Here is a 23,658-nt window from a genome sequence, read left to right as displayed (position 1 = left end):
AATTATTAGCTTCTTAAATTATTTTTATTAATAGTGACATTTTCCACATTCTAAACCACCCATCTGTGCTGCAGTCAATTGACTAACACCATATTTTTTTGATAGTTCTTCGTGAATTTTTGTGTAATATGCGTTGTCTTCCACTTTTACATTTGTCTCTCTGTGACAATTGATACACCATCCCATTGTTAATGGAGCAAATTGTTTCATAATTTCATACTCTTCAACTGGGCCATGACATTTTTGACATTCTATACCTGCAACAGTAACGTGTTGTGAGTGATTAAAATATACAAAATCTGGCAAGTTATGAATACGAACCCATTTAACGGGTTCTGTTTTACCTGTGTATGTTTGTGATGCCGTGTCCCAACCTACTGCTTCATATAATTTTTGAATTTCTTCATTATAATTCACCCCAAATTCGTTTCCTTCTGCTAAAGTTTCAGGTGCTACTTCCGCAATGTTTTTATGACAATTCATACATACATTTAATGAAGGTATGTTTGAATGCTTACTTACTCGTGCAGCAGAGTGGCAATATTTACAATCAATAGCATTATCACCAGCGTGTATTCTGTGTGAATAATGTATCGGCTGAATAGGTTCGTAATCTTGATCAACACCTACTTGCATTAAATATCCATAAGCAAAATATGCGCTTACCAATAAAAACAATATAGCAGTAACTACTAATAAGAATTGATTTTTAGCAAACAATTTCCATAGAGGCAAAGATTTCTCTTTTACTTCTACTTCAATACCGTTAGCTTTAGCTACTTTATTCAAAACATTGCTTACTAAAAACAACATAACAACTAGCATAAGCATAACTAATGCCAATGCCCCAAGTATTAGGTTGTTTGAAATTGCAGATCCATCACCTTTATCCAAAACTTTATTATCTGGGGATGGAGGCGTAGGCAATACTTGAGAAGTATATGCTAAAATATTGTCAATATCTGCAGTAGATAATTGAGGAAATGCCGTCATGGGCACTTTTCCGTTTTCTTCGTATACTTTTACTGCTTGTGCATCTCCAGATTTAATGAGTTCAGCACTGTTATGAATCCATTTGTAAATCCATTCTTTATCATATTTATCAGCAACTCCACGAAGTGCTGGACCAGTAGATTTTGCATCTAACTTATGACATGCTGCACAATTGGCATTAAACAATTCTTTTCCTTTTACAGCATCTCCACCAGTTGCTACAGGAGAATCAGCAGAAGCCATCTCTTGTGAATAAGAAACTAAAGACAAAGATAGCATTAAAGCTAAACTGAAGAAAATCTTAGAAAACGATTTATGGTTACCCACCTTTTTCATATTTAAAATGATTATCAACTATAATTGGTATAATTTTGGTAAGGATATTACAAGTTATGCACGTGCCTTTTTCAAAACTTTGCACAAAAATACAATATTTGGATTATTATAAAAACCCAATATTAACCTTAAAATATAATTTATACTAGTTCTAAATAATATATAAATTTAAAAAAATCAATTTAATAATTAATTTTGCTGAAACAACCTATAAAATGAAAAAAATATCTATTTGCAAATCCTTTTTTTTAGTATTGATATTCAGTACTATATCGATAAATAGCTTTTCACAAGCAATAGAACAAGACCCTAAAATAGAAGCTTTGTTAAAAGAAAAAAGAAATATTAGCACTAGAATTACTGTAAATGATTTGTATAAAATACAAATTTTTAATGGTGAAAAAAATGAAGCTTATAAAATTTACAAGGAGTTTAAGGTCCGATTTAAAGAAATAGATGGAACTATGATTTACAATAATCCAACTTATAAAGTATGGGTTGGTAATTTTAAAACCCGAATTGAAGCAGAAAAGAATTTATTGGAAATTAAATTAAAATATCCTTTGGCTCTTTTAATTAAACCAAACAAATAATTCAGGAGTTACAAACAAATATTGAGGGACGATAAGACTTGATTAATTTGTATCAGCTTCATAAAAAAAAAACATGAGAAAACATTTTATCTTTTTTTTTATTACTTTTCATTTACTATCGATGTCTCAAACTAAAAAAGATTCCATAAAAACAAATCATTTAGTTGAAGTAATCGTTTCATCGTTACGTATTTCAAATAAAAAAGAAATGGTCCCTATACAATATGAAACTATAGGGTCTAAAGAAATAGCCTTTCAAAATTTTCAAAATACAGCAGACTTGTTGTCCAATTCAGGCGCTGTAACTGTTCAAAAATCACAACAAGGCGGCGGAAGCCCCTCAATTAGGGGATTTGAAGCCAGCAGGGTATTATTACTTGTTGACGGAGTTAGAATGAACAATATTATTTATAGGTCGGGGCATTTGCAAAATGTAATTACTGTTGATGCCAATTTTTTAGAAAGTATATCCGTTTTTTATGGCCCTACATCTACCCTTTATGGCAGTGATGCACTAGGTGGAACGGTAAATATGACTACAAAAAAACCTGAATTTTTAACAGGTAAAACCCCTCATATAAGCGGTAAAATTTCTTCTCGATATTCATCAGTAAATGCAGAAAAAACAGGTCATTTTGATTTAAATTATGCTCAAAAAAACTGGGCGTCTTTAACTTCTTTTTCCTATACTGATTTTGGCGATTTGAGAATGGGAAAATCAAAAAATCACAACGGTAGCTTTTTTGGAGAACGTCCTTTTTATGTAGAAACTATTAATGGATTTGATGTTTTAGTAGAAAACGAGGACATACACCTTCAAAAAAACTCAGGGTTTAAGCAATATAATTTTATGCAAAAGGTAACTTTTAAAAGCAAAAAAGGAATAGAAAACGCTATAAATATTCAATATTCAAACAGCACAAACATACCTCGATATGATCGATTAACAGACACATCGTCATCAGGATTAAAATATGCAGAGTGGTATTATGGCCCTCAAAAAAGACTTTTAGCAGTTTATAGTTTAACTAAAGAAAAAGCTTTTTTAGGCAGTAATTTAAAAATTGATTTAGCCTACCAAAACATACAAGAGAGTCGGCATAACAGAAAATTTGGCAATTATACTTTACAAAACCGAATGGAAAAAGTAAAAATGTACTCTATAAGTATAGATTTACATAAAGAGTTTTTTAAAAGTGAGTTGTTTTATGGTATTGAAAATTATTTAGAATCGCTAAGCTCATATGCCTTTTCAAACAACATTAATACGGGTGAAATTAATTCAATAGATACACGATATCCTAACGGAAAAAACAGCATGCTGCGCAATGAATTTTACATTTCTTATAACAAGGTTATATCCCATAAAACGTCGATTAATATAGGCTCAAGATTGGGCTATGCGCTATTAAAAAGCACTATTGCTGACGACAGCTTTTTTGAATTGCCATTTAGCAGCATCAATCAAACTAATTTGACCTACAGTGCTTCAGCCGGACTGATTCATAAAGCTACAAAATATATAGATTTAAAAACCAATATAAGTACAGGTTTTAGAGTTCCAAACATAGATGATTTAGCTAAAATATTTGAATCGGGAGTAGGATATATTATTGTTCCTAATTCAAATCTAAAACCCGAAAAAACCATTACAACTGATTTAGGCTTTGTTATAAATAGCAAAAAAAAAGATTTTAAAATGGAGTATACCTATTATTATACGCGTTTTATTGATGCCATTGTTACAGACACTTATTTATATGACAATCAATCTGCTGTTGTGTATGACGGAAATCAAAGTCAGGTTATGGCCAATCAGAACAAAGGAAGAGCTTTTGTAGCTGGATTTTCTACTTTAATAAAAGGTGATATATCATCTAATTTATCTTACAATGCAAATTTTAATTACACCTTGGGAAGAATTACAAGCGATGAAGATCGAAAACCGTTAGATCATATAGCACCTTTTTATGGAAAAGTAGGCTTACATTATGAAAAAAACTGCTTGACAGTGGAGGCCTATTTATTGTATAACGGCAAAAAACCTATTGATGCTTATTTTTTAAACGGAGAAGACAATGAACAATATAGTCCTGCTGAAGGAATGCCTGCATGGGAAACGTATAATTTAAAAAGTGCTTATAATATTATATCCAAAGGAACAATATACATAGGAGTTGAAAATATTTTAGACACGCAATACAGAGTTTTTGCATCAGGTATTAATGCCCCCGGAAGGAATGTATATGGTGGATTTAAATATGAATTTTAAACCATTTAAACTTAAAATGTAATGCTGTTTGTAAACCAATAGAGTCGAGGTAATTTTAAATACAGTTGCTATTAAAGGGCTAGATAAATTTAGACAAATAAAACTTTTTTAAAATTGCTATTAATTGCTTTCAACCAACTTAAGTTTTTGTTGGTTACGCACTTTGTTTGCTTTTCTTTTGACTTTTTGTTAGGACCAGCTTTAATCCTTCATTTTGATTGATATACATTACTTCTTCACTTAATTCTTTTTTGGAGATGCCTTTATAATATTTTTCTGTGTAAAATTTAACAAATTGATCATAATTTTTACTTTTAGCTGTCAGCTTTTTAAGTGATTTAAAGTATTTGTTGGGGTAATTAAGTATGTATAATTCCTTTATTTTTGTAAATACAAATCCGCTTGCACCAAGAACTAGAACAATAAATATTGAAAAAATAATTAAACACAAATTAAGTATTTGATTGTTAATAATAAATTTACCACTGCCTAATAAAAGAAGTATTACAACAAATAACATTAGAATTAAATTTAGTATAATTACGGATCCGTATTTTACCTCAACCTTATATCCTAGCTGTTGATTAGGATTGATTGCTAATTGCTTTTTTAATTTTTCAAATTCATTTATATTAGGCAATGAAGGAAATTGAAAAGAGTAATATTCAAAGCTTTCTTCAAATTTTATTCGAGATCTAATCATGTAATTTATATTAAAATCTATGCTAACACTACCGTTTTTCTAAAATACTTTATAGTGTTATGCATTTGACTGTTTTGTTTATTTTATAGTTCATTTATTTTACAAAAATATAAAATATATTTTTCAATTACTTTATATGTGTGTATTAATTTATACAAAATAAACGTATTTAACGTATAAGATAAAAAGAGGATATATCAAGGGTGTTGTTTTATTTGTATCGTTCATTACCAGCTACAAAAAAACATAAAAAAAATCCCAAGTATAAACTTGGAATTTTTTTATAAATATTAAAAAATTTTAGATAATTATTTCAATTTTTTCTTAACCTCAACTTCTTGAAAAGCTTCAATGATATCTAACTCTTCGATTTCGTTGTAGTTTTTAATTTGCATACCACAATCGTATCCTTTAGAAACGTCTTTCACATCGTCTTTGAAACGTTTTAGCGTAGCTAATTCTCCAGTATATACAACAACTCCTTCTCTAATTAGGCGTATTTTAGAATTTCTGTAAATTTTACCATCGGTTACCATACAACCTGCAATGCTTCCTATTTTTGAAACTTTAAATATCTCTCTAATTTCAGCTGTACCTGTTATTTCTTCTTTTAATTCTGGCGAAAGCATTCCTTCCATTGCGTCTCGTAAATCGTCGATAGCATCATAAATGATAGAGTAATTACGAATATCAATTTCTTCCTTCTCTGCTAATTGCTTCGCATTACCTTGTGGACGAACATTAAATCCAATAATAATAGCATCAGAAGCCGAAGCTAATAATACGTCAGATTCTGTAATGGCTCCAACACCTTTATGGATAATATTAACCTGAATTTCTTCAGTTGATAATTTAGAAAACGAATCAGAAAGCGCTTCTACAGATCCATCTACATCACCTTTAAGAATTATGTTTAATTCTTTAAATTGACCTAATGCTATACGACGTCCTATTTCGGCAAGTGTAATGTGTTTTTGCGTACGAACTGACTGTTCTCTTTGTAACTGTGTACGTTTAGCAGCTATTTGTTTTGCTTCTCTTTCGTCATGATATACGTTAAACTTATCTCCAGCAGTTGGCGCTCCGTCTAAACCTAATATAGATACCGGAGTAGATGGCCCTGCTTCAAGAACAACGTTTCCTCTTTCATCATGCATGGCTTTAATTTTACCATGATTTTTTCCTGCCAACATATAATCTCCTACACGAAGTGTTCCTGCTTGAACCAATATAGTTGAAACATATCCTCTACCTTTATCCAATTGAGCTTCTACAACAGTTCCCATGGCCACTTTATCAGGGTTTGCTTTTAATTCTAATATTTCGGCTTCAAGTAATATTTTTTCAAGTAATTCTTTGATACCTGTTCCTTTTTTAGCAGAGATATCTTGAGATTGGTATTTTCCACCCCAGTCTTCTACTAATAAGTTCATGCTAGCTAAACCTTCTTTTATTTTTTCTGGATTGGCTGATTCTCTATCCACTTTATTAATGGCAAATATCATAGGCACTCCTGCAGCTTGTGCATGACTGATCGCCTCTTTTGTTTGAGGCATGATGTCATCATCAGCAGCAATTACAATAATAGCTATATCTGTAATTTGAGCACCACGAGCACGCATTGCGGTAAATGCTTCGTGACCTGGTGTATCTAAAAATGCTATTTTTTGTCCGCCTTCTAAGGTTACCCCATATGCTCCAATATGCTGTGTAATTCCACCTGATTCACCTGCAATTACATTGGCTTCACGAATGTAGTCTAAAAGAGATGTTTTACCGTGATCCACATGCCCCATAACGGTTACAATTGGAGAACGATCTTTTAAATCTTCGGGATTATCTTTTACTATTTCTAGGTTTTCTTCGATTTCTGATGTGATAAACTCTACTTCAAAGCCAAATTCATCTGCTAAAACAGTTAATGTTTCTGCATCTAATCGTTGGTTTTGAGTTACCATAATACCAAGTGTCATACACGTACCTATTACTTTTGTAACTTGTACATCCATCATGGTTGCAACTTCACCAACAGTAACAAATTCTGTTACTTTAATGGTTTTGCTTCCTTCTTCTATTGCTTGTTGCTCGTCTTCTGAACGTTGACGATGCGAATCTCTTTTATCTCTTCTGTATTTTGCTGCTTTTGATTTACCGCCTTTACCTCTACCTTGAAGTCTTTCTAAGGTTTCTTTAATTTGGTTTTTTACATCCTCTTCCGTAGGCTCTGCTTTTTGAACAAGTGGCTTTTTAACACCTCTGTTAAAACCACCTCCGCCTCTAGCAGCAAACTCTTTTTTAACTAATATTGCTCCCGATGCAGGTGCTGGAGTTGCGTTTGTACTAGGTGTCCCTGGCTTAGCAATTCTTCTACGCTTATTTTTGTTAGCGTTACTGTTTGGATTACTATTTGCTCCAGCAGGTTTTACGTCACCTGCTTTTTTAACCTCTTTTTTAGGGTCAATCTTTTTAGGCTTATTGAATTGTGTTAAATCAATAGTTTTTCCTGTGAAGGTTGCGCCTGCTAATTTGGTATATTGAGTTTCTTTTATTTCTTCAATTGGCTCTACTGGTTCTGCTACAACCTCTTTTTTAATTGGAGTTTGTTTTACTACAGGTATTGTCTTTTTAACTTTATCGATTCCAGACTCCGTCTTGTTTTTTTCAAGAGGGGCTTTAACTTCCTCTTTTTGCTCAACTTTTATAGCTGACTCGGGCTCTAATTTAGGTGTCTCTTTAATCGAAATTTCTTCTTGCAACACTACTTCTTTTGGAGCTTCAGGTTTAGAAATTTCAAGCTTAGGACTCTCTGATTTTTTTGGATTTAAATCGATTTTACCAATTGTTACAGGTGCAGTAACAGCAGCGGCTCTAGCTTTTACAACTTCTAGCTTTTGCTTTTCTTCAAGCAATCTTTTTACTTCTAGTTCTTTTTCGAATTCTTTTTTAAGGGCTTCTTTTTCTTTACGCTTTTCTTCACCCACTTCAAGTGAGGCTACTTTTTTTCCTTTATCAGCAGAAAATTGACCACATAAAATGTCGTATTCCACTTTAGAAATCTTAGCATTTGGACTTGCATCAATATTATGATCTTTCTCTTTCAAGAAGTCCACTGCTCTGTCTAAGGAAATATTTAATTCTCTTAAAACTTTGTTTATTCGTATTGCTCTTTCTTCAGACATAAATTAATTTAGTATTTCTTCTGAACTATATTATTTTAAAATATAATCTTTTTTTAATCTTTTTATTGTTTTGATAAATGAATGGTTACAATTATCTATCTAATTCTTCCTTTAATATTCTAACTACTTCCGTAACTGTTTCTTCTTCAAGATCAGTTCTTCTGACTAAATCGGCAATCTCTTGACTGATAATTCTCTTAGCGGTGTCTAATCCTATTTTTTCAAACTCTTCAATAACCCATTCTTCTATTTCATCAGAAAATTCTCTTAATTCAACATCGTCATCTTCTTCTACAACTCCTTCTCTAATTACATCTAATTCATATCCAGTAAGAAGTCCGGCTAGTCTAATGTTGTGACCGCCTCTACCAATTGCCTTTGAAACTTCCTCTACTTTTAAGTACACTTCAGCTGTTTTCTTTTCTTCATTAATTTTAATTGAAGAAACTTTTGCAGGGCTTAATGCTCTTGTTATGTATAATTGAATATTAGTTGTGTAATTAATAACATCAATATTCTCGTTACCTAATTCCCTTACAATTCCGTGAATACGGGATCCTTTCATACCAACACAAGCGCCTACTGGGTCAATTCTATCATCATAAGAATCTACTGCAACTTTAGCTTTTTCGCCAGGAATACGCACTACGTTTTTTACTGAAATTAATCCGTCAAAAACTTCTGGAATTTCTTGCTCAAACAATTTTTCTAAGAACAATGGTGATGTTCTTGACATAATGATTTGAGGCTTATTTCCTTTTAATTCCACATTTTCAATAATCCCTCTAACGCTATCTCCTTTTTTAAAATAGTCACTTGGGATTTGTTTTTCTTTTGGAAGCACAATTTCGTTTCCGTCATCGTCCATCAAAATTACAACTTTTGGACGTACATGATGTACTTCTGCCGTATAAATATCTCCTATTATATCTTTAAATTGTTTGTAAAGATTGGTATTGTCGTGCTCATGAATTTTTGAAATCAAATTTTGGCGAAGAGCTAAAATGGCTCTTCTACCTAATTGAATTAATTTTACCTCTTCAGAAACATCTTCCCCAACTTCAAAATCAGGTTCAATTTTTCTAGCCTCAGCTAAGGCTATTTCAGCATTTTCGTCTTCAACTTCACCATCAGCTACTACAATTCTGTTTCTCCATATCTCCATATCTCCTTTATCAGGATTTATAATAATGTCAAAATTATCGTCAGAGCCGTATTTTTTCTTTAATGCGTTTCTAAATACATCTTCTAAAATAACCATTAAAGTTACTCTATCGATAAGCTTGTCATCTTTAAATTCTGAAAACGAATCGATTAATGCGATATTCTCCATATTGATTCAAATAATTAAAATGATATTAAAACAATTGCTTCTTTAATATTTAAATAAGCAATTTCTTTTTTATTGTTAACTGTTTCTTTTCCTTTACCTATTTTCTTAGGCTCTCTTGATTGCCATTCTAAAGTGATTGTATCATCATCAGCTTCGGTTAGTTTGGCTTCAATTTTTTCTAAATCTGAAGTAGTAATTTTTAAATTTCTACCTACATTTTTTTTATACTGCCTTACAAACTTAAGAGGAGTTGAAACTCCTGCTGAAGCAACCTCTAAAGCATATATGTGCTCGTCTTTATCTAAACTGTTCTCAATTGAACGACTAACATCCATACAATCTTGAAGAATTACACCTTTGTCGTCATCCAAAATTATGGAAACTTTATTGTCTTCAGTAACTACTAAATCAATTAAAAATAAAGACGGTTTTTGTTCTAAAGCTTCTTCTAAAAGAGCTTGTACTATTTCTTTAAAACTCATAGTTTTATAAAAAGAGGGAAGCATTGCTTCCCTCATTATCTAAATTCACATGCAAAATAACGGTGCAAATATACAATTTTTTTTAAATATACTCTCTCAATGATTTATATAATTAATTTTCTTACCTTTATTTGATAATAAAAACAAATTAATACATACTAATGAAAAAAATTTTAGTACCTACAGATTTTTCTAAAAGTGCAGAATATGCATTGAAAGTTGCAGCTCAAATTGCTAAAAAAAATAATGGAGAGATACTATTAATTCACATGTTGGAATTACCAACTTCAGGAAATGATGCCGTTTCAAGTTCACATGATATTCCAGAATTGATGTTGTTTAAAAACGCAGCATTAAACAAGTTAGACAGCATTATGAAAGCTGACTATCTAAAAGATATAAAAGTTTCAAAAATCATTCAGTTTGAAATGGCTTTTGATGGCATATTAAAAAGTGGAAAAGCAAGCAGTGCAGATTTAATAGTAATGGGTTCTCATGGAGCGAGTGGCTTTCAAGAAATGTTTATAGGCTCAAATACTGAAAAAGTTGTTAGAAATTCTGATCTTCCAGTATTGGTAGTCAAAAAAGAAGACGATAATTTTAATGCAAATAATTTTGTTTTCGCTTCTGATTTTTCTGATGAGATTAAAAAACCATTTGAAAAAGTTGTAAAATTTGCTAATGATTTTGATTCTCATCTACATTTAGTAATGATTAATACTCCAAATAGTTTTAAATCAACAAATGTGGCAGAAGAGATAATGAACAACTTTGTGTCTGGTTTTAAAATCAATAAAGTTTCAACTCATATCTACAATGATTTAAATGTTGAAAAAGGGGTCTTGCATTTTGCAAAAAGGATAAAAGCAGATTTAATAGGAATAAGTACTCATGGAAGAAAAGGACTTTCACATTTCCTTAATGGGAGCATCAGCGAAGATTTAGTTAATCATACTAAAAAAGCTATGATTACCTTTAAAATCTAAACAAAAATATTTAAAATTAAAAAAGCCCCGAAAAATTTCGGGGCTTTTTTGTTGTCCCACAAGGACTCGAACCTTGAACGACGGTACCAAAAACCGCTGTGTTACCATTACACCATGGGACATGCTTTCTTATAGCGAGTGCAAATGTAATATATATTTTATGTATTGCAAATTTTTCTAAAAAAAATATTAAAAAATTAAATTCAACGTGGGTTATTATCTAAAAAATAGTTTCTTTGTAGCTCACATTAAAAACAACACCTTTATCAAAAAACTATGGCATCATTTAATTTTAATAAATGGAATAATATACTGGGTTGGTTTGCCTTTGCAATAGCATTAATCACATATAGTTTAACTGTAGAACCTACATTAAGTTTTTGGGACTGTGGCGAATACATCTCAACAGCTGCTAAACTACAAATAGGACATCCCCCAGGAGCACCTTTGTTTCAAATGATCGGCGCCTTCTTTGCCATGTTTGCTTTTAGCCCTGACAAAATAGCGTTAATGGTAAATATGATGTCTGTTTTTTCGAGTGCTTTTACTATTTTATTTCTTTTTTGGTCGTTGACCATTTTATTAAAAAAAATTATTCCAACATCACTTGAACAAGATAATGGAAATTCAATAATGGTTTTAGGAAGTGCCTTAATTGCTTCTTTGGCTTTTACATACACCGATAGTTTTTGGTATAATGCTACAGAAGCAGAAGTTTATGCAATGGCCTCTTTATTTATTGCTTTATTGTTATGGCTTGGCTCGCGCTGGGAACAAGAGATGGATTCTCCTAGGGGCAATAGATGGTTGGTGCTTATTTCATTAGTTATAGGGCTTTCTTTTGGAGCTCACTTTATGGCGTTACTTACAATTCCTTCAATTGGCTTGCTTTATTATTTTAAAAAATATAAAGAAATTACCCTAAAAAACTTTATTGTTGCCAATGTTGTAGTAGTAGTTATTTTATTTTTTGTTTTTAAATTTTTATTACCGTATACTTTGTCTTTCTTTGGAAAAACAGAAATTTTTATGGTAAATACCTTTGGATTACCTTTTAATTCGGGTACCATTTTTGCCTTTTTGTTAATCGTTGGTTTCTTCTATTTTGGATTAAATTATACACGGAAAAAAGGACAAGTTTTCTACAATACCATATTGCTTTGCCTTTTATTTATATTGATTGGCTTTTCAACTTGGATCATGTTGCCCATTAGAGCAAATACAGATATTCCAATAAACGAAAACAAACCGTCTGATGCTGCAGAAGTATTGGCTTATTACAACAGAGAACAATATGGTGAACAAAAAACATTTTATGGTCCAATGTTTTCAGAAGCTTTTGCAGGAATAGATGAAAACAACCCTTATTTTGACGAAAAGCCTAATTATGAACGTGACTATAAAACAGGGCAATACATCATTACAAACGACTATAAAAATGGCAACCAAAATTTAGACGACAACCACAAAGGATTTATGCCCAGAATGTGGAGTACTGATCGTGCTGAAAACTACATGAGTTTTACAGAGCCCTTAGATTTTAGAATAAATCCTGCCTATTCGCATGAAGATGAATTGGTTCAAGTTGTATCTGAATTTAGAAATGCATATAACCAAGGCGCTGTTGATTTAGATGACTATACCTCATTTTTAAAAAAATATGGTGATTATTTGATTATTGAAAAGCCTTCATTTGTAAACAACATGAAGTTCATGTTTGAGTATCAATTTGGCTACATGTATGTGCGGTATTTGATGTGGAATTTTGTGGGCAGACAAAACGATGTACAAGGGAAGTATGATGGTGAAAACGGAAATTGGATAAGCGGCATTAAACCATTAGATGAGCTTAGACTTGGAAATCAATCTGAATTAACGTCTGACATGAAGAACAATAAAGCTAGAAATACTTATTATTTTTTGCCCTTTATATTAGGATTAATAGGAATGATATTTCATGCTAAAAAAGACCTTAAAAGTTTTTATGTACTATTAGCACTGTTTCTATTTACAAGTTTTGCCTTAAAGATATTTTTAAATGAAAGACCTTTTGAACCTCGTGAACGCGATTATGCTGTTGTAGGATCTTTTTATGTGTTTGCGATGTGGATGGGATATGGCGTATTTGGAATTTTTGAAGGCATAAAAAAACATTTGAGCCCTAGAGTTGCAGTTCCAGTTGTTTTAGCAGTAACTTTTTTAGCTGGACCTGCTTTGTTAGCTAAAGAAAATTGGGATGATCATGACCGTTCAGGAAAATATACCGCACTTGCAATGGCAAAAGCTTATTTAGACTCTTGTGAGCCAAATGCTATATTATTTACTATTGGTGATAATGACACTTTTCCGCTTTGGTATGCTCAAGAAATTGAAGGCTATAGAACCGACGTTCGCATCATAAATACTAGTTTGTTAGCAACAGATTGGTACATTGATCAAATGAAAAACAAATCCTATAACTCTGAACCAGTGCCCATTTCTTTTACAAGAGATCAATATCGAGGAAGCAACAGAGACGGAGTCTTATTTATTGAAAAAACAACCGAACCATTGTTGCTGGATGACATTTTAACATTCATTAAAATTGAAGATGAAAGGGCTACAGTAGAAATGAATAGCGGAAAACGCTTGCATTATTACCCCTCAAATAAAATAATTATTCCTATTGACAAAGAAATTATTATTCAAAACAAGGTAGTTTCTAAACAATTTCAAGACTCTATTGTTTCGCAAATTAGTTTAACTATAAAAGGACAAGCTTTATATAAAAACCGTCTGATAATGTTGGATATTTTAAATCAAAACAATTGGGAAAGACCTTTATATTTTACAGGTGGTAGTTTTGATGATGCAGACTTTTTATGGCTAAAAGATTATTTGCAATTAGATGGAATGTGTTATAAAATTGTTCCTATTAAAACTCCAAAAGAAAAAGACGGAAGCCCATTAGACATGGGAATAATTGATAGTGATAAAATGTATAACATCATTATGAAATGGGACTGGGGAAATAGTGGTAATCCAAAAATGTATCACGATATAGAAACCAGAAGAAACAGTGTCTCATATCGCTCTAATATTGCCCGTTTAATGGAAACTTTGATAAACGAAGGAAAAGTAACTAAGGCAGAAAAACTGATTGATTTAACCATGCAAAAAATGCCTATTGATATTTTTGGATATTATACGTTAGTAGAACCTTTTGTAGAAGGTTATTATGCATTAAACAAAAAAGACAAAGCCCAAAAAATAATAAGCAAGTTACTAGTAAAATATCAAGAAAGCTTAAGGTATTACAACAGCTTAACTATCAATGAACAAAACAGTCGTGCCGGTGATTTGATAACAGATATTGAGCGCTATAGAAGCTTACTTGAGATAAGCAAAAAAGCTAAAGACACACTGTTTTTTGAAACTGAAAAAGTAAAATTTAACAACTATAACAAAATGTATTCTCGTTTTAAGAGAGACATGATAAAATAAAAAAAGAAGCTATTTTTCATGGCTAAGAAATGATAAAAGTACCCCGAATCATAAAGAAATTATTTTACAATCAAATTTGGGAAGTTCCAAATGATGAAAAAAAAATATATCTTACTTTTGATGATGGCCCAACTCCAGAAATAACCGAATGGGTTTTAGACGTTCTTAAAAAAGAAAATATTAAAGCAACATTTTTTTGCATTGGAAACAACATTGAAAAACATCCTGAAGTTTTTATAAAAACTATTCAAGAGGGTCATGCCATAGGAAATCATACGTTTAGCCATTTACAAGGCTGGAAAACATCCCTAAAAAAATACATTGAAAACGCTGAATTATGTAATACTGAAATCAATAAACAAAATACAGGGCATCCTAAACTATTTAGGCCTCCATATGGTAAAATTACTCCTACACAATCTCAACTGCTTCGAAAAAAAGGATATAAAATAATTATGTGGGATGTATTGAGTAAAGATTACGACAGTTTAGAAACACCCAAAAATTGTTTGGAAAATGTAATAAAACATACTGCACAAGGGAGTATAATTGTTTTTCACGATAGCAAAAAAGCATCTCAAAACTTAAAATTATCTTTACCTGAAACCATTAAAAGGTTAAAAGAAAAAGGCTTTATTTTTGATGTATTAAATTAAGCTTGTTCGTTTACAATGCTTATTAAAGTATTAGCGTCAAATTCACCACTTTGTCTCCAAACCATTTGACCTGATTTGTAAATCATTAGTGTTGGCAATCCTTTGATGCGAAGAGCATCCGCAAGTTCTTTATTTTTATCTACATCAATTTTAATAACTTTAGCTTTATCACCAAGAGCTGCTGCTACATGACGTATTACTTCATTCATTGCTATTGAAGGTTCATTCCATTCTGTAAAGAAATCTAACAATACTGGAACTTGAGCATCGATAAGTTCTCCAAATTTTGACATAAAATTGATTTAGTTAATAATAAAACAACAATTTTCTTACTCAAAGCATAGTGCAAATGTACTATTTTTAATGAATTATGCTAATTTTTCTGCTTTTTTTAGTGTGATAACTGTAATCTCAGGCATAATTCCAACTCTTCCAGGGAAGGCATGAAATCCTAAACCTCGATTTACATAAATAAAACGCCCATTGTTTTCATATAAGCCAGCCCATTGTTTGTAAACATATTGCACCGGGCTCCATTTGATCCATCCAGGAACTTCAATTCCAAATTGGAAACCATGTGTATGACCCGATAGCGTTAAATGATACTTGTTTTCATTACGCTGTACTTCCTCATTCCAATGACTTGGATCGTGACTCATTAAGATTTTAAAATCGCCTTGTGACACGCCTTTTGATGCTAAAGACAAATCACCCGCTTTTTTAAAATGTTTACCCCAATTTTCAACACCAATTAAGGCAATAGAGTCTGAGCCTTTCTGAATTTTTACATGTTCATTTAAGAGCAATTTAAAATCTATTTGACGGTGCAAGTCTTTTATTGCTTCAAAATTTTCTTCTTTCTCTTGTTCCGATTTCCAAGTACTGTACTCTCCATAATCGTGATTACCTAAAACAGAATATTTTCCTAATATTGGATGATGAATTTTTTTAAAAATAGCAATCCATGGATACATTTCTTTTGCATGAGTATTTACAATATCTCCCGTAAATAAAACCAAATCACTATTTTGCTGATTAATTAAATCTATAGCGTATTCTATTTTTTCTACATCATCAAAGCTACCACTATGAATATCCGATATTTGGGTAATTGTAGTGCCGTCAAACGAATCGGGCAAATCATCAAAAAATATGGTTTGCTTAATTACTTTGAAATTATATTTTCCAATAGTCATGCCATATAAAAGTGAAACAAATGGAATAGACGCCATCCCTAGTGCTATTTGACTTATAAATTTTCTGCGATTTGGCAAAAAAGCTACATCATTAGGACTCCCTGCAAAATAATTTATAACTCCTCTTATAAATCTAAATACATCTTCACCAAATAAAATAAAACTGATGAGTATTTTAGGAACAACAAAAATTAAAAATAAACCTGTAGTAATGAGTGAATTTTGAGTTTGTCCAACACTTCTGTCAAATTGAGAAAAATTATATACAATGTAAACAACTGTAACTAGGGTTACCAAAAGATACAGAAACAATACAATTTTTGATTTTGAAACAGTTCTTATAGCTTGAAACGAATAAAACTCTATAAGAACAATGCATATAAGTGGAATTAAACCTCGCAACATACTCTAATTTTTTTTGCAAAGTAACTAACTAGTTATCAAAAAACACTGCATATTTAATCAAATTTAACAAAGTGTTATTTAATAAAGAATTGTATTTTTACGTTTTTATATAAATTATTTCAGATTCTAATTTAATTTCTATTTCAATGTCACAAAAAAGATTATTCCTTCTTGATGCATATGCTTTGATATTTAGAGGCTATTATGCCTTTATAAAAAACCCTCGAATTAACTCAAAGGGCATGGATACATCGGCTATTATGGGTTTTATGAATTCATTAATGGATGTAATCAAGCGAGAAAAGCCCGATCATTTAGCCGTAGCTTTTGACAAGGGCGGAAGCGCCATAAGAAATGAAATGTTTTCTGAATACAAAGCCAATCGTGATGCAACACCTGAAGCCATAAAAATTGCAGTCCCTTATATTCAAAAATTGTTAAAAGCGATGCACATTCCCATTATTGAAGTCGCTGGTTTTGAGGCAGATGATTTAATTGGAACAATTGCTAAACAAGCAGAAAAAGAAAATTTTAAAGTATTCATGGTAACTCCTGACAAGGATTTTGCCCAATTGGTTTCTGAAAATATTTTTATGTACAAACCTGCCCGTATGGGTAATGGAATTGAAATATGGGGCGTTCCAGAAGTATTGGAAAAATTTGAAATTACAGATCCGTTACAAGTCATTGACTTTCTTGGAATGATGGGAGATGCTGCAGACAACATTCCTGGTTTACCTGGTGTTGGAGAAAAAACAGCCAAGAAATTTTTAGCTCAATATGGATCTATGGAAAACCTTTTGGCAAATACACATGAGCTTAAAGGTGCTATTAAAGAAAAAATAGAAGCAAACAAAGAAAAAGGAATTTTATCCAAAAAATTAGCCACAATACTTTTAGATTGCCCTGTTCAATTCAATGAAAAAAATTACGAATTATCTAAACCTGATGTTGAAAAAACAGAAGCTCTTTTTCAAGAATTGGAATTTAGAAGAATGCAAGAACAGTTTGAAAAAATATTTATTTCACAATCTGAAATTTCAGAACAATCTGAAAATAATCATAATGAAAAGGGTTATGCAAAACAAACTCAAGTTAAAAAAACAAATGATGATCAAATGGATTTGTTTGGATTTTCTGAAGAATCAAGTTCAGAGACCAGTTTTAATTCTCATTATGCATCAATAGAAAACACCGAACATTTTTATCAAATTATTCAAGGTGATTTAGCTTTAAAATTACTTGTTCAAAACTTACAAAATCAAACTTCAGTTTGCTTTGATACTGAGACTACAGGGTTAGATGCTTTAAATGCCGAATTAGTTGGAATTGCTTTTTCATATGAAAAAGGAAAGGGATTTTATGTTCCCTTTCCAGAAAATCAAGAAGAAGCATTTGTTTTAGTTGAAAAATTAAAGCCGTTTTTTGAAAATGAAAAAATCGAAAAAATTGGTCAAAATTTAAAATACGATCTAAAAATACTTTCTAATTATGCTGTTACCGTAAACGGTAAATTATTTGATACAATGATTGCGCATTATTTAATCAATCCCGACATGCGACATAACATGGATATTTTAAGCGAAACGTATTTAAAATACAGCCCTAAAAGCATTGAAACCTTAATTGGAAAAAAAGGGAAAAACCAACTTTCAATGCGAAGCGTTTCTTTAGATGATGTAAAAGAATATGCTGTTGAAGATGCTGATATTACGTATCAATTAAAAAACCATTTTCAACCCATTTTGGAAAAAGTGGGCACTAAAAAATTATTTGATGTAATCGAAATTCCATTAGTAAAAGTATTAGCCGCTATGGAAAAAGAAGGCATTAACTTAGATGTTAATTTTTTGAATTCGCTTTCAGGTAATTTAGCTACAGAAAGCAAAGCTTTAGAATTAAAAATATATGAAATTGCAGGCGAAACATTCAATTTAGCTTCGCCAAAACAATTAGGTGATATTTTATTTGACAAATTAAAAATTGGAGGAGTCAAACAAAAAAAAACAAAAACAGGGCAATATGCTACTGGAGAAGAAATATTGAGCTATTTATCAAAAGACAATGAAATAGTACGTCACATTTTAGAATGGAGACAAATGGTAAAATTACAAAATACATATGTAGATGCTTTACCTAATCAAGTGGATGCAAAAACAGGGCGTGTTCATACCGATTATATGCAAACAGTTGCTGCAACGGGGCGTTTGAGTTCTAATAACCCAAATTTACAAAACATTCCTGTTCGTACAGAAAGAGGAAAGCAAATTAGAAAAGCTTTTATTGCACGCGATAAAAATCACACCTTATTAGCGGCCGATTATTCACAAATTGAATTGCGAATTATTGCAGCTTTGTCTGGTGAAGAAAACATGATTGCCGCTTTTAAAAATAATGAAGATATCCATAAAAGTACCGCTTCAAAAGTATTCAACGTTCCATTAGAAGAAGTAACAAAAGAACAAAGAAGTAACGCTAAAACTGTAAATTTTGGAATAATTTATGGTGTTTCTGCTTTTGGATTAAGCAATCAAACCGATTTGACTCGAAAAGAAAGTGCAGATTTAATTGAAGCGTATTATAAAAGCTACCCTAAATTAAAATCATACATGTCAGAACAAGTAGATTTTGCAAGAGACAATGGTTATGTTCAAACCGTTTTAGGCAGAAGAAGGTATTTAAAAGACATCAATTCAGCAAATGCAATGGTGCGGGGCGGTGCAGAACGAAATGCTGTAAACGCACCCATTCAAGGAAGTGCTGCAGATATTATTAAAATTGCCATGATCAACATTCATAAAAGATTGATTTCTGAAAACTGGCAATCTAAAATGCTGCTGCAAGTTCATGATGAACTTGTTTTTGATGTTCATAACAGTGAATTAGAAAAAATTCAACCAATGATAAAACATGAAATGGAGAATGCTTTTAGTTTAGATGTTCCTTTAATTGTAGATCTTGGATTGGGTAAAAATTGGCTGGAAGCACATTAATTCAAAAATTTCATGAAAAAATGGTTTTATAAAAATATTTCATTATTTTTATAAAACCATTTTCGTCTTTATTATTAGTCACAATATATGTAATCAAAATTTGGAATCTTTAAAAACCATATTATATTTTTCTGTTTTCAGTTATCCATTAAAACTTGATGAGATACACAGCTATACCAATCACAAAGAAATTCAAGTAACTCAAAAAGAATTAGAACTGTTAGTTACTAAAAAAATTATTAATTATATTGATGGTTTTTATGTTTACAATAATGACATCGAAAGTATTACAAAAAGAAAAAAAGGTAACATTCAAGCTAAAAAAGCATTATTAATCGCTAAAGATCGTGCAAAATTTATTTCAAAATTTCCTTTCGTCAAAGCAGTTGGTGTATCAGGGTCGTTATCAAAAGGGTATTATGATGAAGAAAGTGATATAGATTTTTTTGTAATTACACAACATTCAAAACTTTGGATATGCAGGACTTTGTTAATGCTTTATAAAAAAATATTTCTTTTAAATTCAAAAAAATATTTTTGCATTAATTATTTTATATCTGAAAATCAATTAGAAATAGAAGAACAAAATCGATTTACTGCCACGGAAATAAAAACCTTAATTCCATTAGAAGGCAAAATTGTTTTCGAAAAATTTTATAAAAAAAACACATGGTTCCATCAATATTTTTCTAATTTTAAACCAAATATAGAAAACATTCAAAACACAAAAAAACCTGTTTACATTAAATTTTTAGAAGTCTCATTAAACAATAGGATCGGAATTCAGATCGATTTTATATTCAAATTTTTGACATTAAAAAAATGGAACTCAAAGTTTTATTATTTATCCGCAAACGATTTTAAAATAGCACTAAAATCAACTAAAAACATATCCAAACATCACCCTTCAAATTTTCAAAAAAAAGTTGTAAATGCTCTAAATGAAAAAATTATAGATGTTGAACATAAATATAAAATCGAATTAACAAAAGAACATGTCTAACATACTTTTTTCACATTCTTATTATTATAAATTAGACCCCAAACAATGGAAAAACAAAACACCTTTTCCACCACTGGGGACTTTGTATGCAGCCGCTTTACTAAGAAAAAACGGTTTTGAAGTAGATTTGTTTGACACTAATTTATTAGATTCTCCAAAAAAAATAGAATTAAAAATAAAAGAACAAAAACCAAATTACTTGGTTATATATGATGATGGGTTTAATTATCTAACTAAAATGTGCTTAACCAATATGCGCGAAGCTTGTTTTAAAATGATAACAATTGCAAAATCATTTGATTGTTTAGTGATTATTTCTAGTTCAGATTCTACAGACCATTATCAAAAATACCTAGAAAAAGGTGCAGATTATATCATTCAAGGTGAAGGAGAAATAACATTATTAGAATTAATAACGCATTTAGAAGAAAATAAAAGTGTTGCTACCATAAACGGAATTGTCTTTAAAAACGAAAACGAAATTAAAGTCAACCTAAAAAGGACTGTGCTTAAAAATTTAGACGAATTACCGTTACCAGCTTGGGATTTAGTTGATATAAATTCCTATAAAGAAGTTTGGAAACAAAATGGTCAAGAATTTACTTTAAATTTAGCCACAACACGTGGTTGTCCTTATAAATGCAATTGGTGTGCAAAACCTATTTATGGCAACCGTTACAATGCCCATTCGCCAGAATATATAGTTAAAGAAATAGCTTATTTACAAGAAAAATTTGGTGTAAAACGTTTTTGGATGTGCGATGATATTTTTGGTTTAAAACCAAATTGGGTGCAAGAATTTACTGTTGAATTGCAAAAAGAAAATCTAAAAATTAATTATTACATTCAAAGTCGTGTTGATTTATTGTTAAAAGAAGACACTATTGATGCTTTAGCAGCAAGTGGTTTAGAAGAAGTTTGGGTGGGAGCCGAAAGTGGTTCGCAAAAAATATTAGATGCCATGGATAAAGGTACCAAAGTAGAAGAAATTTATGATGCAACACATCTTTTGCAACAAAAAAACATTCGGGTGGCACTATTTCTTCAGTTTGGATATTTGACAGAAAACCAAGAAGATATTCAAAAAACCATTCAAATGGTTAAAGACTTAAAACCAGATAATATCGGAATTTCGGTTTCTTACCCATTGCCAGGAACTAAATTTTATGACAAAGTAAAAGACGATTTAAAACTAAAAGCAAATTGGACCGATTCAGATGATTTTGAAATGATGTTTAAAGGTACATATAACTCTAAATATTATAAAAAGTTGCAACGCTATGTGCATAAAGAATTTAGAAAATCGCAAGGCTTTGAAAATTTGAAAAACGTTTCTTTTTCTACAAAAAAAATAAAATCTATTTTACGATTATGCTATTATATACCGAGTGCTTTTTTGGATAAAATGATTTTAAAGAAATTAGCAAAAAATGCCTGAAAACAATCAAGAAATAGCAGTAAACAAAGGATTTTCTAAAATATACGAACATTATGAAAGTTTAAATAATGAAAGTATTATTGATCAAACCATGCGACAACAAGTTTATGCGCATATTGAACGATTTTTAAAATCGAATCATAGCATTTTAGAACTAAATTCTGGAAGTGGCATAGATGCTGTCTATTTTGCAAAAAAAGGCTATGCTGTTGTTGCCACTGATATTGCAGATGGTTCTCAGAATTATATTGAAAGTAAAATTGAGAAATTGAAACTCCACAATCTAAGTTTTAAAAAAAGTTCTTTTCTAAATTTAGATGAATTAAAAAAACAACATTTTGATTATGTTTTTTCCAATTTTGGAGGTCTAAATTGCACAAATGAACTAGAAAAAGTAGTTGAATCATTAAATTTAATTCTTAAAAAAAAAGCAATTATAACCTTTGTAATAATGGGCAAATATTATCCTTGGGATTGGATTTATATTTTAAAAGGCAAATTTGAAAGAGCGTTTATTCGATTTAAAAAAAATAATGCATTAGCAAATGTTGAAGGTGAAGCTGTGAAGACATACTATCATTCCCCAAAAAAAATTAGATCCTTATTTAAAAAAGATTTTGACTATTTAAAAGCCGAAAGTTTAGGTTTGTTTTATCCTTCTGTAAATCATACTTCTGTCACAAAACATACAAACCTTGTCAAAAAGCTTATTTCATTTGAAAAAGCAATGAATCAAAAAAAATGTGTGCCTGCTGGTATTGGGGATTATTATATTATTAGTTTTAAGAAAAAATAAACTTGATGTCGAAAAAAACAAATATACTAACACCAATAAAAAATAATTTTTCCAACAATTATCTATCCGTTAGAGATAAAGAAAACAGAGTTTTAACCAATGAAGAAGTGTTACAATTACCTCATTTGCAAGCTAAAAACCCAAATGCAAAAGAGTGGGAAGCAAGAGTTTCTTCTACAAAAAGAATCATTACTTATTTGAAAAACCAAACCAAACCTTTAGATATTTTAGATATTGGTTGTGGCAATGGATGGTTTACACATAAATTGGCTCAAATTAAAAACACTCAAGTTACAGGAATTGATATAAATTTAGAAGAATTAGAACAAGCAAATACTGTTTTTAATTTAGAAAATTTAGAATTTGTTTATGGCGATATTTTTCAGCTGCAAACACTATATGCCCATAAATTTGACATAATTACGCTAAACGCAAGTGTGCAATATTTTGAAAACCTTGAAAAGTTAGTAGTTTTACTTAATAGTTTTTTAAAAGAGAATGGAGAAATACATGTTATGGACAGTCCTTTTTATTCGAAAAATGAAATTGAAAACGCCAAAAAAAGAACAATAGATTATTATAGCAGCCAAGGTTTTCCAGAAATGGCAAACTACTATTTTCATCATTCATTAGAGGATTTAAACAACTACAAAATCATTCATAAACCCAATAGAATTAATAGATTTATAACTAAAAACCCTTTTATGCATATTTTATTAAAAAAAGATAGTCTATAATTTAATAGCTTTTCTAAATAAAAAATAATTTACAGTTTCATGTAAAATTATCGAAGCAATAATGCCCCAGATGC

17 protein-coding genes and 1 tRNA gene are annotated in these 23,658 nt (G+C 30.7%); 10 read left to right on the top strand and 8 right to left on the bottom strand.

Annotated features, from left to right (window positions below):
• Window positions 1-27: 27 nt before the first annotated feature.
• Window positions 28-1,329, bottom strand: a complete 1,302-nt coding sequence (locus AABM47_RS02370; protein ID WP_338409323.1) for a c-type cytochrome — start codon at window positions 1,327-1,329, stop codon at window positions 28-30.
• A gap of 215 nt (window positions 1,330-1,544) precedes the next feature.
• On the opposite strand from AABM47_RS02370, the gene AABM47_RS02365 reads away from it, so the two are divergent.
• Window positions 1,545-1,922 carry an SPOR domain-containing protein gene (locus tag AABM47_RS02365; RefSeq protein ID WP_338409322.1) on the top strand — a complete coding sequence of 126 codons (378 nt, stop codon included), beginning with the start codon at window positions 1,545-1,547 and terminating at the stop codon, window positions 1,920-1,922.
• Window positions 1,923-1,995: 73 nt separating this feature from the next.
• The gene (locus AABM47_RS02360) at window positions 1,996-4,194 is read left to right on the top strand and encodes a TonB-dependent receptor (protein ID WP_338409321.1); all 2,199 of its coding nucleotides are present in this window, start codon (window positions 1,996-1,998) and stop codon (window positions 4,192-4,194) included.
• Between the two features lie 154 nt (window positions 4,195-4,348).
• Here the strand turns inward: AABM47_RS02360 and AABM47_RS02355 are convergent, their stop codons facing one another.
• The 4 genes from AABM47_RS02355 to rimP all read right to left on the bottom strand — a co-directional run bounded on the left by AABM47_RS02355 (window position 4,349) and on the right by rimP (window position 9,891).
• The gene (locus tag AABM47_RS02355) at window positions 4,349-4,834 is read right to left on the bottom strand and encodes a hypothetical protein (protein WP_338409320.1); all 486 of its coding nucleotides are present in this window, start codon (window positions 4,832-4,834) and stop codon (window positions 4,349-4,351) included.
• Window positions 4,835-5,205: 371 nt separating this feature from the next.
• The gene (infB, locus tag AABM47_RS02350; protein ID WP_338409319.1) at window positions 5,206-8,076 is read right to left on the bottom strand and encodes a translation initiation factor IF-2; all 2,871 of its coding nucleotides are present in this window, start codon (window positions 8,074-8,076) and stop codon (window positions 5,206-5,208) included.
• A 91-nt stretch (window positions 8,077-8,167) separates the two neighbouring features.
• Window positions 8,168-9,409 (bottom strand): transcription termination factor NusA, encoded by a 1,242-nt coding sequence (gene nusA, locus AABM47_RS02345; RefSeq protein WP_338409318.1) that lies wholly within the window; start codon window positions 9,407-9,409, stop codon window positions 8,168-8,170.
• A 14-nt stretch (window positions 9,410-9,423) separates the two neighbouring features.
• Window positions 9,424-9,891: a ribosome assembly cofactor RimP gene (gene rimP, locus AABM47_RS02340; RefSeq protein WP_338409317.1), complete on the bottom strand. Its 468-nt coding sequence runs from the start codon at window positions 9,889-9,891 to the stop codon at window positions 9,424-9,426.
• 161 nt (window positions 9,892-10,052) lie between these two features.
• On the opposite strand from rimP, the gene AABM47_RS02335 reads away from it, so the two are divergent.
• The gene (locus tag AABM47_RS02335; RefSeq protein ID WP_338409316.1) at window positions 10,053-10,877 is read left to right on the top strand and encodes a universal stress protein; all 825 of its coding nucleotides are present in this window, start codon (window positions 10,053-10,055) and stop codon (window positions 10,875-10,877) included.
• A gap of 51 nt (window positions 10,878-10,928) precedes the next feature.
• Here AABM47_RS02335 and AABM47_RS02330 read toward each other — a convergent pair.
• Window positions 10,929-10,999 (bottom strand) — tRNA-Gln (locus AABM47_RS02330).
• Window positions 11,000-11,153: 154 nt separating this feature from the next.
• On the opposite strand from AABM47_RS02330, the gene AABM47_RS02325 reads away from it, so the two are divergent.
• Together AABM47_RS02325 and AABM47_RS02320 are read left to right on the top strand one after the other, a co-directional pair.
• Complete coding sequence (locus tag AABM47_RS02325) at window positions 11,154-14,360, top strand: DUF2723 domain-containing protein (protein WP_338409315.1); 3,207 nt, start codon at window positions 11,154-11,156, stop codon at window positions 14,358-14,360.
• A 29-nt stretch (window positions 14,361-14,389) separates the two neighbouring features.
• Entirely contained in the window at window positions 14,390-15,016 is a 627-nt protein-coding gene (locus tag AABM47_RS02320; RefSeq protein WP_338409314.1) for a polysaccharide deacetylase family protein, read from the top strand.
• On the opposite strand, the gene AABM47_RS02315 is transcribed toward AABM47_RS02320, so the two are convergent.
• On the bottom strand, window positions 15,013-15,309 hold the full coding sequence (locus AABM47_RS02315) for a thioredoxin family protein (protein ID WP_338409313.1): 297 nt from the start codon (window positions 15,307-15,309) through the stop codon (window positions 15,013-15,015). The genes AABM47_RS02320 and AABM47_RS02315 overlap by 4 nt on opposite strands.
• A 75-nt stretch (window positions 15,310-15,384) precedes the next feature.
• Window positions 15,385-16,617, bottom strand: coding sequence for a metallophosphoesterase (locus tag AABM47_RS02310; RefSeq protein WP_338409312.1), 1,233 nt, complete (start codon window positions 16,615-16,617; stop codon window positions 15,385-15,387).
• A 146-nt stretch (window positions 16,618-16,763) separates the two neighbouring features.
• On the opposite strand from AABM47_RS02310, the gene polA reads away from it, so the two are divergent.
• The 5 genes from polA to AABM47_RS02285 all read left to right on the top strand — a co-directional run bounded on the left by polA (window position 16,764) and on the right by AABM47_RS02285 (window position 23,584).
• Window positions 16,764-19,610 (top strand): DNA polymerase I, encoded by a 2,847-nt coding sequence (polA, locus tag AABM47_RS02305; protein ID WP_338409311.1) that lies wholly within the window; start codon window positions 16,764-16,766, stop codon window positions 19,608-19,610.
• Window positions 19,611-19,710: 100 nt separating this feature from the next.
• Window positions 19,711-20,613 carry a nucleotidyltransferase domain-containing protein gene (locus tag AABM47_RS02300; RefSeq protein ID WP_338409310.1) on the top strand — a complete coding sequence of 301 codons (903 nt, stop codon included), beginning with the start codon at window positions 19,711-19,713 and terminating at the stop codon, window positions 20,611-20,613.
• Window positions 20,606-22,051, top strand: a complete 1,446-nt coding sequence (locus AABM47_RS02295) for a radical SAM protein (RefSeq protein ID WP_338409309.1) — start codon at window positions 20,606-20,608, stop codon at window positions 22,049-22,051. Before AABM47_RS02300 ends, AABM47_RS02295 begins: the two co-directional genes overlap by 8 nt.
• Window positions 22,044-22,847 (top strand): class I SAM-dependent methyltransferase, encoded by an 804-nt coding sequence (locus tag AABM47_RS02290; RefSeq protein WP_338409308.1) that lies wholly within the window; start codon window positions 22,044-22,046, stop codon window positions 22,845-22,847. The genes AABM47_RS02295 and AABM47_RS02290 overlap by 8 nt, the downstream gene beginning before the upstream one ends.
• Before the next feature lie 5 nt (window positions 22,848-22,852).
• Complete coding sequence (locus AABM47_RS02285) at window positions 22,853-23,584, top strand: methyltransferase domain-containing protein (protein WP_338409307.1); 732 nt, start codon at window positions 22,853-22,855, stop codon at window positions 23,582-23,584.
• Window positions 23,585-23,658 lie beyond the last annotated feature (74 nt).

The organism is uncultured Flavobacterium sp. (assembly GCF_963925415.1).
Lineage (GTDB): Bacteria > Bacteroidota > Bacteroidia > Flavobacteriales > Flavobacteriaceae > Flavobacterium.
This window is presented reverse-complemented; position numbering and strand designations above follow the sequence as displayed.

Bases quoted from the DNA above. Each gene is read 5' to 3' on its own strand.
- AABM47_RS02370 (WP_338409323.1), bottom strand. From the start codon at position 1,329: ATGAAAAAGGTGGGTAACCATAAATCGTTTTCTAAGATTTTCTTCAGT.
- AABM47_RS02285 (WP_338409307.1), top strand. From the start codon at position 22,853: ATGTCGAAAAAAACAAATATACTAACACCAATAAAAAATAATTTTTCC.
- polA (WP_338409311.1), top strand. From the start codon at position 16,764: ATGTCACAAAAAAGATTATTCCTTCTTGATGCATATGCTTTGATATTT.
- AABM47_RS02295 (WP_338409309.1), top strand. From the start codon at position 20,606: ATGTCTAACATACTTTTTTCACATTCTTATTATTATAAATTAGACCCC.
- nusA (WP_338409318.1), bottom strand. From the start codon at position 9,409: ATGGAGAATATCGCATTAATCGATTCGTTTTCAGAATTTAAAGATGAC.
- AABM47_RS02365 (WP_338409322.1), top strand. From the start codon at position 1,545: ATGAAAAAAATATCTATTTGCAAATCCTTTTTTTTAGTATTGATATTC.
- AABM47_RS02325 (WP_338409315.1), top strand. From the start codon at position 11,154: ATGGCATCATTTAATTTTAATAAATGGAATAATATACTGGGTTGGTTT.
- infB (WP_338409319.1), bottom strand. From the start codon at position 8,076: ATGTCTGAAGAAAGAGCAATACGAATAAACAAAGTTTTAAGAGAATTA.
- AABM47_RS02320 (WP_338409314.1), top strand. From the start codon at position 14,390: ATGATAAAAGTACCCCGAATCATAAAGAAATTATTTTACAATCAAATT.
- AABM47_RS02310 (WP_338409312.1), bottom strand. From the start codon at position 16,617: ATGTTGCGAGGTTTAATTCCACTTATATGCATTGTTCTTATAGAGTTT.
- AABM47_RS02360 (WP_338409321.1), top strand. From the start codon at position 1,996: ATGAGAAAACATTTTATCTTTTTTTTTATTACTTTTCATTTACTATCG.
- AABM47_RS02290 (WP_338409308.1), top strand. From the start codon at position 22,044: ATGCCTGAAAACAATCAAGAAATAGCAGTAAACAAAGGATTTTCTAAA.
- AABM47_RS02315 (WP_338409313.1), bottom strand. From the start codon at position 15,309: ATGTCAAAATTTGGAGAACTTATCGATGCTCAAGTTCCAGTATTGTTA.
- rimP (WP_338409317.1), bottom strand. From the start codon at position 9,891: ATGAGTTTTAAAGAAATAGTACAAGCTCTTTTAGAAGAAGCTTTAGAA.
- AABM47_RS02335 (WP_338409316.1), top strand. From the start codon at position 10,053: ATGAAAAAAATTTTAGTACCTACAGATTTTTCTAAAAGTGCAGAATAT.